We start from the raw sequence: 16,688 nt of genomic DNA on the forward strand, positions 1-16,688 counted from the left end.
CGGGCTCCCCGTGCTGGGACCGTGCGCCGCGCGGCGCGTACGCCCTGCGGCTCTCACGGTCCTAACGGGTGAACCCGGTCTCAGGTGTTGCTCGGCCCGCCCACCTGGATGCCCGCCATGCGCGACCACTCGTAGGGGCCGGTCTCCACCTTGGCCGCGAACTCGCCGTCGAAGTCCTCGTGGACGGTGATGCCCGACTTCTCCACGGCCTTGCGGGCCGTCTCGTGGGAGCGCGCGACGACGTCGCCCCAGGCGCCGTCCGCGCCGACGAGCACGATCCGGGCGCCGCGCTCACCGAGGTAGGCCACCTGGCCCTCGGCGCCGCCGTGCGCCTTGGAGAAGGAGTCGATCCGCCGGGCGAGTCGGGCCGCCTCGCGCTCGGCCTTCGCGTCAACCTGCTGCGTGTCTGCCATGACCAGGATGCTACCGACGGGTAGATCGATCGGCGACGGGCGGGGTGCGTGGCCTTGGCCACGCACCCCGCCCGTCGGACGTTCCCGGGAACAGGTGTTCAGCGCAGGAAGGGGTCCACCGCGATCGCCAGGAACAGCACCGAGACGTAGGTGATGGACCAGTGGAACAGCCGCATCTCCTTGAGCTTGCCGCCCGTCACCTCGGCCTTGGCGCGGTTCTGCAGCCCGTGGGCCTCCCACAGCCACATGCCGCCGGCCAGCAGGGCCACCGCCGTGTAGAACCAGCCGGTGTAGCCGAGCGGCGTCAGCAGCAGGGACACGCCGACCATGACCCAGCTGTAGAGGACGATCTGCCGGGCGACGACCTTGTTGGAGGCCACGACCGGGAGCATCGGCACGCCGACGCGCGCGTAGTCGTCCTTGACCTTCATGGACAGCGGCCAGTAGTGCGGGGGCGTCCAGAAGAACATCACGCCGAAGAGGATGATCGGCGCCCAGGACATCGAGTTGGTCACGGCCGACCAGCCGATGAGCACCGGCAGGCAGCCGGCGATACCGCCCCAGACGATGTTCTGCGAGGTGCGGCGCTTGAGGATCATCGTGTAGACGACCACGTAGAAGAGGAGCGCGCCGAGCGAGAGCCAGGCCGACAGCCAGTTGACGGTGAGACCGAACAACAGGGTGGAGACGACGGCCAGGGAGATGCCGAAGGCGAGGCACTCGCGCGGACTGACCATGCCGGTCACCAGCGGACGCTGCGAGGTGCGGTCCATCAGCGCGTCGATGTCGCGGTCGATGTACATGTTCAGCGCGTTGGCGCCGCCCGCGGACAGGTAGCCGCCGACGCAGGTCAGCAACACCAGCCCCAGGTCCGGAACACCCTGCTCGGCCAGGAACATCACCGGAACGGTGGTGATCAGCAGAAGCTCGATGATCCGCGGCTTGGTCAGCGCCACGAACGCCTTGACACGGGCCCCGAACGGCCGGTGACTCGGGCTCTGGCTCGTCCCGATAACCCCCGCAGGACGGGATTCAACGGCCGTCACGCACACCCCTGACAGAGACATCCCAGCGAGCCCCGCCATGTGAAGCGGCGGTAAAGGCTCGCGCGTACCACGCCACTTTAGACGTTGCCCGTACCTCGGCCTTCGCGGGGGTGGGGTCGTGTTGGCCGGGGCGCTCCGACGTGCGTTCGGAGAGTCGATTGAGCGGTCAGATGAGCGGCTCCGTATTCACTTGCCGAATGCGGTTTCACCCAGTCGACAGGCGGATCGCGAAGAGTCCCGGCAGTCTGGTTTCCAGCGGAAAAACGCACGTACTCACGGGGGTAGGCTCGACAACGGCCGGCCGACTCACGGACGCGCCGGCAGCCGGTGCACCCGTGCACCGGCATCCGACATGTGGAGAGGAGCCCTGACCCAGGGTGAGCACCAAGCCGACCACCACAGACCTCGAGTGGACCGAACTGGACCAGCGGGCGGTGGACACCGCCCGCGTCCTGGCCGCCGATGCCGTACAGAAGGTTGGCAACGGCCATCCCGGTACGGCGATGAGCCTGGCGCCCGCCGCCTACACCCTCTTCCAGAAGGTGATGCGGCACGACCCGGCCGACGCGGACTGGGTCGGGCGCGACCGTTTCGTGCTGTCCGCCGGCCACTCGTCCCTGACCCTCTACACGCAGCTGTACCTGGCCGGCTTCGGCCTGGAGCTGGAGGACCTGGAGTCCTTCCGGACCTGGGGTTCCAAGACCCCCGGCCACCCGGAGTACGGCCACACCACCGGCGTGGAGACGACGACCGGCCCGCTCGGCCAGGGCGTCGCCAACGCGGTGGGCATGGCGATGGCCGCCCGCTACGAGCGCGGCCTGTTCGACCCGGAGGCCGCCGAGGGCACCTCCCCGTTCGACCACTTCGTCTACTGCATCGCCGGTGACGGCTGCCTCCAGGAGGGCATCTCCGCCGAGGCCTCCTCCCTCGCCGGCCACCAGAAGCTCGGCAACCTGGTCCTGCTGTGGGACGACAACCACATCTCGATCGAGGGCGACACCGAGACCGCCGTCTCCGAGGACACCTGCAAGCGGTACGAGGCGTACGGCTGGCACGTGCAGCGCGTCGCCCCGAAGCCGGACGGCGACCTGGACCCGAACGCGCTCTACGACGCGATCGAGGCGGCGAAGAAGGTCACCGACCGCCCCTCCTTCATCGCGATGCGCTCGATCATCGCCTGGCCCGCGCCGAACGCGCAGAACACCGAGGCCGCGCACGGCTCGGCGCTCGGCGACGACGAGGTCGCCGCGACCAAGCGCGTGCTGGGCTTCGACCCGGAGAAGACCTTCGAGGTCTCCGACGAGGTCATCGGCCACACCCGCAAGGCGCTGGAGAAGGGCCGGGCGGCCCGCGCGGTGTGGGAGAAGGCCTACCAGCAGTGGCGGGACAACAGCCCCGAGCGCGCCGCCGAGTACGACCGCGTCGCCAAGGGCGAGCTGCCCAAGGGCTGGGAGGAGAAGATCCCGGTCTTCGAGACCGGCAAGGGTGTGGCCACGCGTGCCGCCTCCGGCAAGATCCTCCAGGCGCTCGGCGCGGTCATCCCCGAGCTGTGGGGCGGCTCGGCCGACCTGGCCGGCTCGAACAACACGACGATCGACAAGACGTCGTCCTTCCTCCCGGCGGGCAACCCGCTGCCCGAGGCGGACCCGTACGGCCGCACCATCCACTTCGGCATCCGCGAGCACGCGATGGCCGCGGAGATGAACGGCATCGCGCTGCACGGCAACACCCGCATCTACGGCGGCACCTTCCTGGTGTTCTCCGACTACATGCGCAACGCGGTGCGGCTGTCCGCGCTGATGCACCTGCCGGTGACGTACGTGTGGACGCACGACTCCATCGGCCTCGGTGAGGACGGTCCGACCCACCAGCCGGTCGAGCACCTCGCCTCGCTGCGCGCCATCCCGGGCCTCAACGTGGTCCGTCCGGCCGACGCCAACGAGACCGCCATCGCCTGGCGCGAGATCCTGCGCCGCTGGACCAAGGAGTTCGGCAAGGGCCAGCCGCACGGTCTGGCGCTGACCCGCCAGGGCGTGCCGACGTACGAGGCGAACGAGGACGCGGCCAAGGGCGGCTACGTCCTCTTCGAGGCGGAAGGGCCCGAAGGGCAGAGCGCCGCGCCCGAGGTCGTCCTCATTGCCACCGGTTCCGAGGTGCACGTGGCCGTGGAGGCCCGTGAGGCGCTCCAGGCCGACGGCGTGCCGACGCGCGTGGTCTCCATGCCGTGCGTGGAGTGGTTCGAGCAGCAGGACCAGGGGTACCGGGACAGCGTCCTGCCTCCGTCCGTGAGGGCCCGCGTCGCGGTGGAGGCCGGCATCGGCCTCACCTGGCACAAGTACGTCGGGGACGCCGGCCGGATCGTCTCCCTGGAGCACTTCGGTGCTTCGGCCGACGGCAAGCTGCTCTTCAAGGAGTTCGGCTTCACCGCCGAGAACGTCGCCGCCCAGGCGAGGGAATCGATCGCCGCGGCCCAGCGCTGACGCCCGTACACGACACGTAGGAGATGCATTTTCCATGACAGACGCACTCAAGCGCCTCTCCGATGAAGGCGTCGCGATCTGGCTGGACGACCTGTCGCGCAAGCGGATCACGTCCGGCAACCTCGCCGAGCTGATCGACCAGCAGCACGTCGTGGGCGTCACCACCAACCCGTCGATCTTCCAGAAGGCGATCTCGCAGGGCGACGGCTACGACCAGCAGCTCTCCGACCTGGCCTTCCGCAAGGTCACGGTCGAAGAGGCGATCCGCATGATCACCACGGCGGACGTCCGCGACGCCGCCGACATCCTGCGCCCCGTCTTCGACGCCACCGGCGGCAAGGACGGCCGGGTCTCCATCGAGGTCGACCCGCGCCTCGCGCACAACACCAAGGCGACGGTCGCCGAGGCCAAGCAGCTCGCCTGGCTGGTGGACCGGCCCAACACGCTCATCAAGATCCCGGCGACCGAGGCCGGCATCCCGGCGATCGCCGAGGTCATCGGCCTGGGCATCAGCGTCAACGTCACGCTGATCTTCTCGCTGGAGCGCTACCGCCTGGTCATGGACGCCTTCCTGACCGGCCTGGAGAAGGCCAAGGAGCGCGGCCTGGACCTCTCGCAGATCCACTCCGTGGCGTCCTTCTTCGTGTCCCGCGTGGACACCGAGATCGACAAGCGCCTCGACGCGCTCGGCACCGACGAGGCCAAGGCCGCCCGCGGCAAGGCCGCCGTCGCCAACGCCCGTCTCGCCTACCAGGCGTACGAGGAGGTCTTCTCGACGGACCGCTGGAGCGCCCTGGAGAAGGCCGGCGCCAACAAGCAGCGTCCGCTGTGGGCGTCGACCGGTGTGAAGGACAAGGCGTACAGCGACACCATGTACGTCACCGACCTGGTGGCGCCCAACACGGTGAACACCATGCCGGAGGCCACGCTGCTGGCCACCGAGGACCACGGCGAGATCACCGGGAACACCGTCGCCGGCACCTACGAGCAGGCCCGCGCCGACCTCGACGCCGTCGAGAAGCTCGGGATCGGCTACGACGAGGTGGTCCAGCTGCTGGAGAAGGAGGGCGTCGACAAGTTCGAGGACTCCTGGAACGACCTGCTGAAGTCGACCGAGGCCGAGCTCAAGCGCCTCGCTCCCTCGGAGGGCTAAAAATTGTCAAGCAGCAATCCGCTGCGTGACCCCGCAGACCGACGGCTCCCGCGTATCGCGGGGCCGTCGGGTCTGGTCATCTTCGGCGTCACCGGTGATCTGTCCCGCAAGAAGCTCATGCCCGCCGTGTACGACCTCGCCAACCGTGGTCTGCTGCCGCCGGGCTTCTCGCTCGTCGGTTTCGCCCGCCGCGACTGGGAGCACGAGGACTTCGCCCAGGTCGTGCACGACGCCGTCAAGGAGCACTCCCGTACGCCGTTCCGCGAGGAGGTCTGGCAGCAGCTCATCCAGGGGATGCGCTTCGTCCAGGGCACCTTCGACGACGACGACGCCTTCGAGCGGCTGCGCGCCACCATCGAGGACCTGGACAAGGCGCAGGGCACGGGAGGCAACTTCGCCTTCTACCTGTCGGTGCCGCCGAAGTCCTTCCCGGTCGTCATCCAGCAGCTGAAGAAGCACCAGCTGGCCGACCAGACGGACGGCTCCTGGCGCCGCGCGGTGATCGAGAAGCCCTTCGGCCACGACCTGAGGTCGGCCGAGGAACTCAACGCGATCGTCCACGAGGTCTTCGGCTCCGACCAGGTCTTCCGCATCGACCACTACCTGGGCAAGGAGACCGTCCAGAACATCCTGGCGCTGCGCTTCGCCAACACGATGTTCGAACCGATCTGGAACCGGTCCTACGTGGACCACGTGCAGATCACCATGGCCGAGGACATCGGCATCGGCGGCCGGGCCGGCTACTACGACGGCATCGGTGCCGCCCGCGACGTCATCCAGAACCACCTGCTCCAGCTGCTCGCGCTGACCGCGATGGAGGAGCCCGCCTCCTTCGACGCCGACGCGCTGGCCGCCGAGAAGACGAAGGTGCTCGGCGCGGTCCGCCTCCCCAGGGACCTGGGCCGGGACACGGTGCGCGGCCAGTACGCGGCCGGGTGGCAGGGCGGCGCGAAGGCCGTCGGCTACCTGGAGGAGGAGGGCATCGACGCGAAGTCGAAGACCGACACCTACGCCGCGATCAAGGTCGGCATCGACAACCGCCGCTGGGCGGGCGTCCCCTTCTACCTGCGCACCGGCAAGCGGCTGGGCCGCCGGGTCACCGAGATCGCGGTGGTCTTCCAGCGGGCCCCGCACTCCCCCTTCGACACCACGGCCACCGAGGAACTCGGGTCGAACGCGATCGTCATCCGCGTCCAGCCCGACGAGGGCGTCACCGTCCGCTTCGGCTCCAAGGTGCCGGGCACCTCGATGGAGATCCGGGACGTCTCCATGGACTTCGCGTACGGCGAGTCCTTCACGGAGTCCAGCCCCGAGGCGTACGAACGCCTCATCCTCGACGTGCTGCTCGGCGACGCGAACCTCTTCCCGCGCACCGAGGAGGTCGAGCTGTCCTGGAAGATCCTCGACCCGATCGAGCAGTACTGGGACCAGCACGGCACCCCGGCGCAGTACCCGGCCGGCACCTGGGGCCCCGTCGAGGCGGACGAAATGCTCGAGCGAGACGGACGGAGCTGGCGCCGGCCATGAAGACAGACCTCACGGACACCACGGCCAGCAAGATCAACAAGGCGCTGGTGCTGGGGCGCCGGGCCATCGGCACGCCCGCCATCGGCATGGTGCTCACGCTGGTCATCGTCACCGACGAGGAGAACGCCTACGACGCGCTGAAGGCCGCGAGTGACGCCGCGCACGAGCACCCCTCGCGCACGCTGGTGGTCATCAAGCGGGTCTCGCGTTCACCCCGGGACCGCACGAAGTCCCGGCTGGACGCCGAGGTGCGGCTGGGCGCCGACGCCGGTACCGGCGAGACGATCGTGCTGCGCCTGTACGGCGACGTCGTCGACCACGCCCAGTCGGTGGTCCTGCCGCTGCTGCTGCCGGACGCGCCGGTCGTGGTGTGGTGGCCGGTGAACGCGCCGCTGGACCCGGCCGGGGACCCGCTGGGCGCGCTGGCCCAGCGCCGGGTCACCGACACCTACGCCTGCGAGGAGCCGGTACGGGAGCTGGCCGCCCGGGCCGACGCCTACACGCCGGGTGACACCGACCTGTCCTGGACCCGCATCACGCCGTGGCGCTCGATGCTGGCGGCGGCCCTGGACCAGGTCGACTGCAAGGTGCAGTCGGTCGAGGTGGAGGGCGAGGAGGACAACCCGAGCTGCGAACTGCTGGCGATGTGGCTGGCCGACCGGCTGGACGTCCCGGTCGAGCGCACCGCGTCCGCCGGGCCCGGTCTGACCGCGGTCCGCATGGACACCGACTGCGGTCCGGTCGTCCTGGACCGGGCCGACGGCTCGCTGGCCAACCTGTCCATCCAGGGTCAGCCGGCCCGTGCGGTGGCGCTCAAGCGCCGCGAGACGGCCGAGCTGATCGCGGAGGAGCTGCGGCGCCTCGACCCGGACGACACGTACGCCTCGGCGCTGCGCTTCGGGGTGGACCGGCTGAGCGCTCCGCGCAAAGGGGACTCGGGCGGTGACGGGGACGGGGCCGTCGCGGTCGCCGCTCCCGTCGAAACGGTCGCGAAAGCCCGGGCGAAGGACGCGGCGCAGGAGAAGGCACCGGTGAAGAAGGCGGCGGCGAAGTGAGCACTCCCCAGCTGGTCGTGCACCGTGACAAGGAGCTGATGGCCGAGGCCGCGGCGGCGCGGCTGCTCACGCGGATCGTGGACGCGCAGGCCTCCCGGGGCAGCGCGTCCGTGGTCCTCACCGGCGGCCGCAACGGCAACGGCCTGCTGGCCGCGCTCGCGGGCTCCGCGGCCCGGGACGCCGTCGACTGGGGTCGCCTGGACCTGTGGTGGGGCGACGAGCGCTTCCTGCCGGAGGGCGACCCGGAGCGCAACATCACCCAGGCCCGGGAGGCCCTGCTGGACTCGGTGCCGCTGGACCCGGAGCGGGTGCACGCGATGCCGGCGTCCGACGGTCCGTACGGCTCGGACGTGGAGGCGGCGGCGGCCGCGTACGCGCGGGAACTGGCCGAGGCGTCAGTCCCCGAGAACCACGCGGCGGTCCCGTCCTTCGACGTCCTCCTCCTGGGCGTCGGCCCGGACACGCACGTGGCGTCGCTCTTCCCGGAGCACCCGGGCGTCCGGGAGACGGAGCGCACGGTGGTCGGCGTCCACGGCTCCCCCAAGCCGCCGCCCACCCGCGTCTCGCTGACCCTGCCGGCCATCCGCACGGCCCGTGAGGTGTGGCTGCTGGCGGCGGGCGAGGACAAGGCGAACGCGGTCGCGATGGCCCTCTCGGGCGCGGGCGAGATCCAGGCCCCGGCGGCCGGCGCGCGGGGCCGCTCCCGCACCCTGTGGCTGCTGGACACGGCGGCGGCCTCCCGGCTGCCGAGGTCGCTGTACCCGCCGGCGTCGGCGTAGCCGCCCCGGGGTACGGGACGGGGGCGGCGGGGCCACCAGCCCCGCCGCCCCCGTCCCGTACCGCACCTCGCTCACTTCACCGACCCCGCCATGACCCCCTGCACGAAGTGCCGCTGGAAGGCGAAGAAGACCACCACCGGCACCACCAGCGACAGGAACGCCCCCGGTGCCAGCACGTCGATGTTGCTGCCGAACTGCCGTATCTGCGACTGGAGTTCCACCGTCAGCGGCTGCGCCGAACTGTCCGCGAAGAGCAGCGCCACCAGCATGTCGTTCCACACCCACAGGAACTGGAAGATGGCGAGGCTGGCGATGGCCGGCTTCCCCACCGGCAGCACCAGCCGCGTGAAGATCCGCCACTCGTTGCCGCCGTCCATGCGGGCGGCCTCCAGCATCTCCTTGGGCATCTCGGCGAAGTAGTTCCGCAGCAGGAACACCGCGAACGGCAGCCCGTACGCCACGTGGAACAGCACCACGCCCGGGATGGTCCCGAAGAGCCCGAGCTGCCCGAAGAGCTTGGCGACCGGCAGCAGCCCGATCTGCACGGGTACCACCAGCAGCGCCACGACCCCCAGGAAGATCGCCTCACGCCCCGGGAAGTCCAGCCACGCGAAGGCGTACCCGGCGAGCGCCCCGACGACCACGACCAGCACGGTCGTCGGCACCGAGATCAGCACCGTGTTCCAGAAGGCCTGGGTGATGCCCGAGTTGCCGAGCAGGGCCGAGTAGTTGTCGAGGGACAGCTGCCCGGGACTCGCGAGCGCCGTCCACCAGCCGCCCTCCGCCGTGTCCTCGGCGGAGCGCAGCGAGGAGAGGAAGAGACCGGCGAGCGGAGTCATCCAGACCAGGCCGACGAGTACCAGGAAGGCCTGGACGATCCCGTTGCCCAGATACCGCCGCACGGCGTTCATCGCTGACTCCTCATCGCTGACTCCTCTTGAAGCGGCGGACGTTGAAGACCATGGCCGGGACGACGAGCAGCAGGAGCAGCACACCGAGCGCGCTGCCGAGGCCCTGGTTGTTGCCGCCGCCGAACGACACCAGCCACATCTGCGTCGCCAGTACCGTCGCGTCCTCCTGCACGGGCCCGGGCGCGATGATGTAGACGAGGTCGAAGACCTTCATCACGTTGATCACGAGGGTGATGAAGACGACCGTCAGCACCGGTGCCAGCAGCGGTACGGTGATCCGCCGGAAGATCTGCCACTCGTTCGCGCCGTCCATCCGCGCCGCCTCCAGCGCGTCGCGCGGCAGCGAGGACAGTCCGGCGCCGATCAGCACCATCGCGAAGCCGGTCCAGATCCAGAGGTACGCCCCGATGATCGCGGGCGTGACCAGCGCGGGCCCGAGCCAGGAGACGCCCTCGTAGGGCGGGGCGAAGTTCGAGGCGGGGAGCCGCACGGCGTACGAGCCCGGCTCCAGCGAGTCGAAGCGGAAGGAGCCGTCGTCCCCGGTGGTCGCGGTCGCCACCGTGCGGCCGTCGCGCACCGCCTCGACCGTCATCCCGGGCAGCCCGCTCTCGCGGCGGTCCACCCGGCCCTGCTCCCCTCCCCCGCCGGGCGTGAAGTCCAGGTACACGACGCCGCGCACCTCACCGGCCGGCGTCTCGCGCCCCGCCGCCCCGTACGCGGGCTCCGCGCCGGAGGGCAGGTCGTCGGGCAGCACCCCGACCAGCCCGAGCGCCACCGTGTCGCCGGGGGACACGCCCGCACCGGTCCGGTACGCACCGTCCGCCGCCTTGACCAGGGCGCCGTCCTGCCCCTCGCGCGCCCGCGCCGTCGGGTAGGAGGAGGTGCCGGCGAAGGCGTCGTGGACCCCGGTGACGGCGGCGTTGAGGACGCCTTTGTCCGGGTCGTGGTCGTAGGCGAGCCGGAAGATGATGCCCGCGGCGAGGAAGGAGACCGCCATCGGCATGAAGAGCAGCAGCTTGAAGGCGGTGGCCCAGCGGACCTTCTCGACCAGCACGGCGAGGATCAGGCCGAGCCCGGTCAGCAGGGTGGGGGCGACGACGACCCAGAGGGCCGTGTTGCGGACGGCCTTGAGGGTGGCCGGGTCGCGGAACATCTCGGTGTAGTTGTCGCCGCCCACGAAGCGGCTGCCCGAGGCGTCGAAGAAGCTGCGCCCGACGGAGAACAGCACGGGGTAGACGACGAGCGCGCCCAGCAGGAGCAGCGCGGGGAGGACGAAGAGCAGGGCGACGGCCGCCCGGCGCCGCCGGGGGCGCCGTAGGGGCGCCGGACCGGGGGCGGTGGGCGGGCTCGCCTCTTTCACCAGGGTGGAGGTCATGTCCGGTCAGCCCTTGTAGGCCTTGGCCGCCGCGGCCTCCAGCTTCGCCGCGGTCGCCTTCGGGTCGGAGGGGTCACGCAGGAAGTCCTGGAGGAGCTTCCACTCGCCGGTGCCCTTGGTGCCGCCGAAGGCCGCCGGTGCCTGGTCGGACATGTCGAAGCGGACCGCGTCCCCGGCGCCGACGAGGGACTCGGCGGTGGCGCGGCTGACGTCGTCGCCGTACGAGGCGGGGTCGAGGTTCTTGTTCGGGGAGAGGAAGCCGCCCGCCTCGGCCCACACGGCCGCCGCCTCCGGTGTGGCGAGGTACTCCACGAGCGCCATGCCGGCCTTCGCGTTCTTGCCGTCCTTCAGGACGACGGCCGCGTCGCCGCCGCTGACCACCGGCGCCTTGCCGCCGCCGACCGCGGGGAACGGGAAGAAGTTCGCGTCCTTGCCGATCTCCCTGCCGAACTGGTCCTTGGCGACCCCGGCGACGAAGTCGCCCTCGTAGACCATGCCGGCCTCGGGCCTCGGGCCGAAGACCTTTTCCACGGAGCCGGGGAAGTCGGTGTTCAGGGCGCCCTTCCGGCCGCCCTGGATCAACTGCTTGTCCTTGAAGAGCTTGCCGAGGGTGGTGAGCGCCTCGACCACGCTCGGGTCGGTCCACTTGAGTTCGTGGGCGGCGAGGGCGTCGTACTTCTCGGGGCCGGCCTGGGAGAGGTAGACGTTCTCGAACCAGTCGGTGAGCGTCCAGCCGTCCTGCCCGGCGACCGAGAAGGCGGCCAGCCCGGAGTCGGAGACGGTCCGCCCGGCCTCCAGCATCTCGTCGTACGTCGTCGGCGGCTCGACCCCGGCCTGGGTGAGGGCCTCGGGGCTGTACCAGACGGTCGACTTGTGGGCGGCCTTGAAGTAGAGGCCGTAGAGGCTGCCGTCGACGGTGCCGTACGTCTTCCAGACGTCCGCGAAGTGGGTGTCCACGGACTTCCGGGCCGCCGGGGACAGCGGCTCCAGCCAGCCCTGGCCGGCGAACTGCTTGAGCACGCCGACCTGCGGGACCATCACGACGTCGGGGGCGTTGCCGCCCTCGATCTTGCTGCCGACGACGGTGGAGACGTTGTCGCCGGTGGAGACGAAGGAGGTCTTGGCGCCGGTCTTCTCGGTGAAGGCGTCCAGCACCTTCTGGAAGTTCTCCTGTTCGGTGCCGGACCAGACACCGGCGACGGTGACGGTCTGGCCGCCGAGCGCCTTGTCGCCGCCGCCGGCCGTGACGGGGCCGGAGCCTCCGCAGGCGGTCGCGGCCAGGGCGAGGGTGAGGGTCGTGCAGCCGGTGAGCAGGGTGGTACGTCGTCGCATCATCGTCGATGTCCCTTCGAGGGGTGGGCGAAGCACGGGTCAGAGGTCGGCGATCCACCAGGCGGCGGTGGCGCCGGGCAGTACGCCGGGCGGGCAGGGGCCGTCGCTGGAGAGCAGCGGGGCGCCGGGGACGGGCGCGGGCGTGGGGGCGGTGCCGAAGTTGACGGCGCAGACCAGGCCGTCGCCGCGGACGAAGGCCAGGACGCCGGGCGGGGTGTCCAGCCAGCGCAGGGTGCCCTCGCCCAACTGGGGCAGCTCGGAGCGGAGTTGCAGCCCGTCGCGGTACAGGTGCCAGAAGGAGCGGGTGTCGGCGAGGGCGCGGTCGGTGGCGTACTCGGCGAAGTACTCCGGCTGGGGCAGCCAGGGCTTGGCGCCCCCGTCGCCGGTGGTGAAGCCGAACGGGGAGGCCTGTCCCGACCAGGGCAGCGGCACCCGGCAGCCGTCGCGGATGCGGGCGCGGCTGCCGGTGCGGTGGAAGATCGGGTCGGTGAGCACGTCGTCGGGCAGGTCGACGACCTCGGGCAGGCCCAGTTCCTCGCCCTGGTAGATGTACGCGGCGCCGGGCAGCGCCAGCATCAGCAGGGCCGCGGCGCGGGCGCGGGCGGCGCCGAGGCCGCTGCCGCCGGTGGCGGGTTCGCCATAGCGGGTGACGGTGCGGACCTGGTCGTGGTTGTTGAGGACCCAGGTGACCGTGGAGCCGGTGCCGGCGATGTCCTGCATGGCCTCGGAGATGACCTTGCGGAAGGCGTCCGGGTCCCAGGGGGCGCCGAGGAGGTCGAAGAAGAAGGCCTGATGGAGCTCGTCGGGGCGGACGTAGCGCGCGTGTTCGCGGGCACTGGGGACCGACACCTCGCCGACCAGGAGGCGTTCGCGGCCGTCGCGGCCGGCGTACTCCTCGCAGACCGCGCGCCAGTGCCGCCACACCTCGTGCACCTCGGGCTGGTTCCAGGCGAGCGGGTTGACCGAGTCGCGGGTGCGGGCGTCGGCCTCCGGGTCCGGGGAGTCGGGCAGCTCCGGGTGTTTGAAGAGGCCGGCGGCGACGTCGATGCGGAAGCCGTCGACACCCCGGTCCAGCCAGAAGCGGAGTATCCGGTCGAACTCGGCGGCGACCCGCGGCTCGCGCCAGTTCCAGTCCGGCTGCTCGGGCGTGAACATGTGCAGGTACCACTGGCCGGGCCGGCCGTCGGCCTCGGTCACCCGGGTCCAGGCCGGTCCGCCGAACATGGCGTGCCAGTTGTTGGGCGGCTCGGCACCGTCCGGGCCCCGGCCGTCGGCGAAGTGGAAGCGCGCGCGGGCCGGGCTGCCGGGCGGGGAGGCCAGCGCCTCGCGGAACCAGGGGTGCTCGCTGGAGCAGTGGTTGGGGACGATGTCCAGCAGCACCCGGATGCCGAGGCGCCGGGCCGCCGTGACCAGCGCGTCGAACTCGTCGAGGTCGCCGAAGAGCGGGTCGACGCCGCGGTAGTCGGCGACGTCGTAACCGTGGTCGTGCTGCGGCGAGGGGTAGAAGGGGCTCAGCCAGATCCCGTCCACGCCGAGTTTACGCAGGTAGGGCAGACCGGCCCGGACGCCGGCGAGGTCGCCGACGCCGTCGCCGGTGCTGTCGAGGAAGCTGCGGACGTAGACCTGGTAGATCACCGCGTCACGCCACCACTGGTGCCTGTTCACCCCGAGAACCCGTCTGTTGGGAGCAGCCGTTATGCATGCATGTTAGGTAGCGGTGTCGCGGGGATGTCAACGGAGAGAACAGGTACGCCGGAGCGAACGGGGTCTCATATCCGTACTTTTCGCCGCACTACAGGCGCAGATGAGACGTCGGCGTTACCTAACATGTAACTAGGTGACGGGGTCAGCGGCGTGAGAGTGCGGCCAGCTCGCGGGCCAGCCGCCGCACGGCGGCCTCGGGCGTCTGCCGCCCGGCCATCGCGTCGTGCACGACCGCCTGCACGGCCAGGCTGACCTGGTCGTAGCGCGGACTCTTGGGGCGCGGTGCCGCGGTCAGCACGCTCTCGCGCAGGGTCGGCAGGTAGGGGAACGCGGCGACGAGTTCCGGGTCCTCGTAGAGGTCGGCCCGCACCGGTGGCAGCGCGCCGCGGGTGAGGACCTGGCGCTGCACGCGCTCGCTGGTGAGGTACGCGATGAGGCGCGCGGCCGAGTCGGGATGCCGGGCATGGGCGCCGACGGCCAGGTTGGACCCGCCGAGGACGCTGGTGCCGGGGCCGTCCGGCCCGGGAAGGGGTACCGCGCCGACCTTCCCGGCGACCTTCGAGCCCGCGGCGGACGCGCCGACGTAGGCGTAGGGCCAGTTGCGCAGGAAGAGCAGCCGGCCGTCCTGGAAGGCCCGCTTGGACTCCTCCTCCTTGTAGGCCAGCGCGTCCCTCGGTATCCAGCCCTCGCGCACACCGCGCGCCAGGAAACCGACGCCCTCGCGGGCCGCCGCCGAGTCCACGGTGACCCGCTCGCCCTCGTCGCCGAGGATGCTCCCGCCCGCCGAGTAGACGGCCTCGGCCGCGTTGACCGTGAGGCCCTCGTAGGGCAGGAACTGGCCCGCGTACCCGTCGAGTCCGTGCTTGGGGGCGATGGTCTCGGCGTACCGCTCCAGCTCGTCCCAGGTGCGCGGCGCGGGGACGCCCTCGGCGGCCAGGACGTCCTTGCGGTACAGCAGGAGACCCGCGTTCGTGACGTACGGGACGGCGTACAGCCGCCCGTCGTAGGTCGCCGTGTCGACGACCGGCGGCAGCAGGGCGCCGAGCGGGAACCGGTCGCGCGGCAGCGGACGTATCCAGCCGGCGGCGGCGAACTCGGTGGTCCAGTTGACGTCGATATTGAGGACGTCGAAGCGGTGCCGGCCGCCGTCCCGCAGGTCGGTGGCCATCTGCGCGCGGGTCTCGTCCGCGGAGTCGGGCAGTTCGACGAGGGTGACCTTCTCGGCGGGGTGCGCGCGGTTCCAGCCCGCCAGCAGCGGACCCAGGTACCCGGTGAGGTCACCGGCGGTGGCCAGGGTGAGCGGACCGCGCCCGCCCGTCGCGCCCCCGTCGGCGCGGGCGCCGGAGGCGGCGTATCCGGTCAGGATCACGACGAGGACGAGGAGGCCCCTACCGGCGGCGTGGATCCACCGCATAGGTTCCTCCCTGTACGACCTCGCTCACCGGCCGGTACGTGCGCACCCCGCGGGCCGGCACCGGGCGCCCTCGCCCGGACCAGAGGCCATGTATACCTGTTAGGTATGCGCGATACTAGGGCCTGGAGCACATCCGGGGACATGACCAGAGGCGGGAGGACGGCTGAGTGCGCCTGCACCTCCTGGCTCTCCTGGCCCGCGGTCCCGCCCACGGCTACGAGCTGAAGCAGGACCTTGAGCAACTGCTGGGCTCCGCGTACCCTCAGCCGAACGTCGGCCAGATCTACGTCACCCTCGGCCGCCTCGAGAAGACGGGACTGATCGAGGGCGAGGCCATCGAGCAGTCGAGCCGGCCCAACAAGAAGGTCTACCACCTCACCGACGCCGGGCGCGACGAGCTGCGGGCCTGGTACGAGGAGACGGCGGACGAGCCGCGGGTGCGGGACGACTTCTTCATGAAGCTCGCCCTCGCCCCGCAGACCGGGCTCGCCGACCAGGTCGCCCTCATCAACAAACAGCGGCGGCAGTACCTGAACACCATGCGGCAGCTGTCGAAGCTGGCCGCCGCCGAAGACCGCGACAACCGCGTCGCCCACCTCCTCATCGAGGGCGCGATGCTGCACCTGCAGGCCGACCTCGACTGGCTGGAGAGGTGCCAGGAAGAGCTGGAGGAGCTGGAGTGAGCGCTGGGGCCGACTCCGCGGCGGGCACGGGCCCGGCTCCGGTGCTGCGCGCCGAGGGCCTGGTCAGGACGCACCACGGCGAGGGCGCTCCGGCGCACGCCGTGCGCGGGGTCGACCTGTGTGTGCGGCGGGGCGAGTTCGTGGCGATCACCGGGCCGTCCGGCGCCGGCAAGTCGACGCTGTTGCACCTCCTCGGCGGGCTCCAGCGGCCGGACGCCGGCAGTCTCTGGCTGGACGGCGCGTGCACGGACGCGTACAGCGAGGCGCGCTGGGCCGTCGAGCGCAGGAAGCGCATCGGCATCGTCTTCCAGTTCTTCAACCTGGTCTCCGACCTGTCCGTCGCCGACAACGTCGAGCTGCCCGCCCTGCTCGCCGGACTGCCGCCGAAGCGTGCGCGCGCCGAGCGTGCGGAGCTGCTGGCCGAGCTGGGCCTGACGGGCAAGGAGCGCAGCATGCCCGGGGAGCTGTCCGGCGGTGAGCAGCAGCGGGTGGCCCTCGCCCGGGCCCTGGTCAACCATCCACCGCTGCTGCTGGCCGACGAGCCCGCGGGCAGCCTGGACAGCAAGGGCACCCGCGAGGTGATGCGGCTGCTCACCCGCTTCCACCAGCGCGGCCAGACGATCCTGCTGGTCACCCACGACGCCCGGCTCGCGAGCGCCGCCGACCGGGTGATCAGCTTCTTCGACGGGCGCATAGCCGACGACGCCGCACTGGACGCCGGCACCCCGCCGCGCCGCCGGCCCGGCACCTCCGCCGTGCTGGAACTCGGGGACCGACCCCGATGACCGGCATGCCGACGCACGACCACCGCGCGCA

14 protein-coding genes are annotated in these 16,688 nt (G+C 71.2%); 7 read left to right on the forward strand and 7 right to left on the reverse strand.

All coding sequences use genetic code 11. The features are described from left to right. Window positions 1–80: 80 nt before the first annotated feature. Together ACZ6EG_RS00705 and ACZ6EG_RS00710 are read right to left on the reverse strand one after the other, a co-directional pair. Window positions 81–413 carry a hypothetical protein gene (locus ACZ6EG_RS00705; RefSeq protein WP_356607841.1) on the reverse strand — a complete coding sequence of 111 codons (333 nt, stop codon included), beginning with the start codon at window positions 411–413 and terminating at the stop codon, window positions 81–83. A 98-nt stretch (window positions 414–511) separates the two neighbouring features. Beyond that, window positions 512–1,480, reverse strand: coding sequence for a heme o synthase (locus tag ACZ6EG_RS00710; RefSeq protein WP_384693099.1), 969 nt, complete (start codon window positions 1,478–1,480; stop codon window positions 512–514). A 356-nt stretch (window positions 1,481–1,836) separates the two neighbouring features. Here ACZ6EG_RS00710 and tkt point away from each other — a divergent pair, with 356 nt between their 5' ends. Genes tkt through pgl form a run of 5 tightly spaced genes read left to right on the forward strand, consistent with a single transcriptional unit; the run spans window position 1,837 to window position 8,453 of the window. Further along, window positions 1,837–3,939 carry a transketolase gene (gene tkt, locus ACZ6EG_RS00715; protein WP_391967534.1) on the forward strand — a complete coding sequence of 701 codons (2,103 nt, stop codon included), beginning with the start codon at window positions 1,837–1,839 and terminating at the stop codon, window positions 3,937–3,939. A gap of 34 nt (window positions 3,940–3,973) precedes the next feature. Then, complete coding sequence (tal, locus tag ACZ6EG_RS00720) at window positions 3,974–5,092, forward strand: transaldolase (RefSeq protein ID WP_356607845.1); 1,119 nt, start codon at window positions 3,974–3,976, stop codon at window positions 5,090–5,092. A gap of 3 nt (window positions 5,093–5,095) precedes the next feature. Beyond that, window positions 5,096–6,619, forward strand: coding sequence for a glucose-6-phosphate dehydrogenase (zwf, locus tag ACZ6EG_RS00725; protein WP_356607847.1), 1,524 nt, complete (start codon window positions 5,096–5,098; stop codon window positions 6,617–6,619). Further along, on the forward strand, window positions 6,616–7,674 hold the full coding sequence (gene opcA / locus ACZ6EG_RS00730) for a glucose-6-phosphate dehydrogenase assembly protein OpcA (protein WP_391967535.1): 1,059 nt from the start codon (window positions 6,616–6,618) through the stop codon (window positions 7,672–7,674). The genes zwf and opcA overlap by 4 nt, the downstream gene beginning before the upstream one ends. After that, the gene (pgl, locus tag ACZ6EG_RS00735; protein WP_391967536.1) at window positions 7,671–8,453 is read left to right on the forward strand and encodes a 6-phosphogluconolactonase; all 783 of its coding nucleotides are present in this window, start codon (window positions 7,671–7,673) and stop codon (window positions 8,451–8,453) included. Before opcA ends, pgl begins: the two co-directional genes overlap by 4 nt. A 71-nt stretch (window positions 8,454–8,524) precedes the next feature. On the opposite strand, the gene ACZ6EG_RS00740 is transcribed toward pgl, so the two are convergent. The 5 genes from ACZ6EG_RS00740 to ACZ6EG_RS00760 form a co-directional block, all read right to left on the reverse strand. Continuing rightward, window positions 8,525–9,364 carry a carbohydrate ABC transporter permease gene (locus tag ACZ6EG_RS00740; RefSeq protein ID WP_356607853.1) on the reverse strand — a complete coding sequence of 280 codons (840 nt, stop codon included), beginning with the start codon at window positions 9,362–9,364 and terminating at the stop codon, window positions 8,525–8,527. A gap of 10 nt (window positions 9,365–9,374) precedes the next feature. Continuing rightward, on the reverse strand, window positions 9,375–10,739 hold the full coding sequence (locus ACZ6EG_RS00745; RefSeq protein WP_469600477.1) for an ABC transporter permease subunit: 1,365 nt from the start codon (window positions 10,737–10,739) through the stop codon (window positions 9,375–9,377). Window positions 10,740–10,745: 6 nt separating this feature from the next. Continuing rightward, window positions 10,746–12,074: an ABC transporter substrate-binding protein gene (locus tag ACZ6EG_RS00750; RefSeq protein WP_469600480.1), complete on the reverse strand. Its 1,329-nt coding sequence runs from the start codon at window positions 12,072–12,074 to the stop codon at window positions 10,746–10,748. 36 nt (window positions 12,075–12,110) lie between these two features. Beyond that, window positions 12,111–13,736 (reverse strand): glycoside hydrolase family 13 protein, encoded by a 1,626-nt coding sequence (locus ACZ6EG_RS00755; protein ID WP_391967539.1) that lies wholly within the window; start codon window positions 13,734–13,736, stop codon window positions 12,111–12,113. A gap of 181 nt (window positions 13,737–13,917) precedes the next feature. Beyond that, complete coding sequence (locus ACZ6EG_RS00760) at window positions 13,918–15,189, reverse strand: ABC transporter substrate-binding protein (protein ID WP_469600483.1); 1,272 nt, start codon at window positions 15,187–15,189, stop codon at window positions 13,918–13,920. 167 nt (window positions 15,190–15,356) lie between these two features. On the opposite strand from ACZ6EG_RS00760, the gene ACZ6EG_RS00765 reads away from it, so the two are divergent. Next, window positions 15,357–15,872: a PadR family transcriptional regulator gene (locus ACZ6EG_RS00765; protein ID WP_391967541.1), complete on the forward strand. Its 516-nt coding sequence runs from the start codon at window positions 15,357–15,359 to the stop codon at window positions 15,870–15,872. Next, on the forward strand, window positions 15,869–16,657 hold the full coding sequence (locus tag ACZ6EG_RS00770) for an ABC transporter ATP-binding protein (protein ID WP_384693069.1): 789 nt from the start codon (window positions 15,869–15,871) through the stop codon (window positions 16,655–16,657). The genes ACZ6EG_RS00765 and ACZ6EG_RS00770 overlap by 4 nt, the downstream gene beginning before the upstream one ends. Window positions 16,658–16,688: the final 31 nt, after the last annotated feature.

The sequence above is a fragment of the Streptomyces sp. NPDC041968 genome (genome assembly GCF_055589025.1).

Bases quoted from the DNA above. Each gene is read 5' to 3' on its own strand.
- tal (WP_356607845.1), top strand. From the start codon at position 3,974: ATGACAGACGCACTCAAGCGCCTCTCCGATGAAGGCGTCGCGATCTGG.
- ACZ6EG_RS00705 (WP_356607841.1), bottom strand. From the start codon at position 413: ATGGCAGACACGCAGCAGGTTGACGCGAAGGCCGAGCGCGAGGCGGCC.
- ACZ6EG_RS00740 (WP_356607853.1), bottom strand. From the start codon at position 9,364: ATGAACGCCGTGCGGCGGTATCTGGGCAACGGGATCGTCCAGGCCTTC.
- ACZ6EG_RS00710 (WP_384693099.1), bottom strand. From the start codon at position 1,480: ATGTCTCTGTCAGGGGTGTGCGTGACGGCCGTTGAATCCCGTCCTGCG.
- ACZ6EG_RS00760 (WP_469600483.1), bottom strand. From the start codon at position 15,189: ATGCGGTGGATCCACGCCGCCGGTAGGGGCCTCCTCGTCCTCGTCGTG.
- opcA (WP_391967535.1), top strand. From the start codon at position 6,616: ATGAAGACAGACCTCACGGACACCACGGCCAGCAAGATCAACAAGGCG.
- ACZ6EG_RS00750 (WP_469600480.1), bottom strand. From the start codon at position 12,074: ATGATGCGACGACGTACCACCCTGCTCACCGGCTGCACGACCCTCACC.
- ACZ6EG_RS00745 (WP_469600477.1), bottom strand. From the start codon at position 10,739: ATGACCTCCACCCTGGTGAAAGAGGCGAGCCCGCCCACCGCCCCCGGT.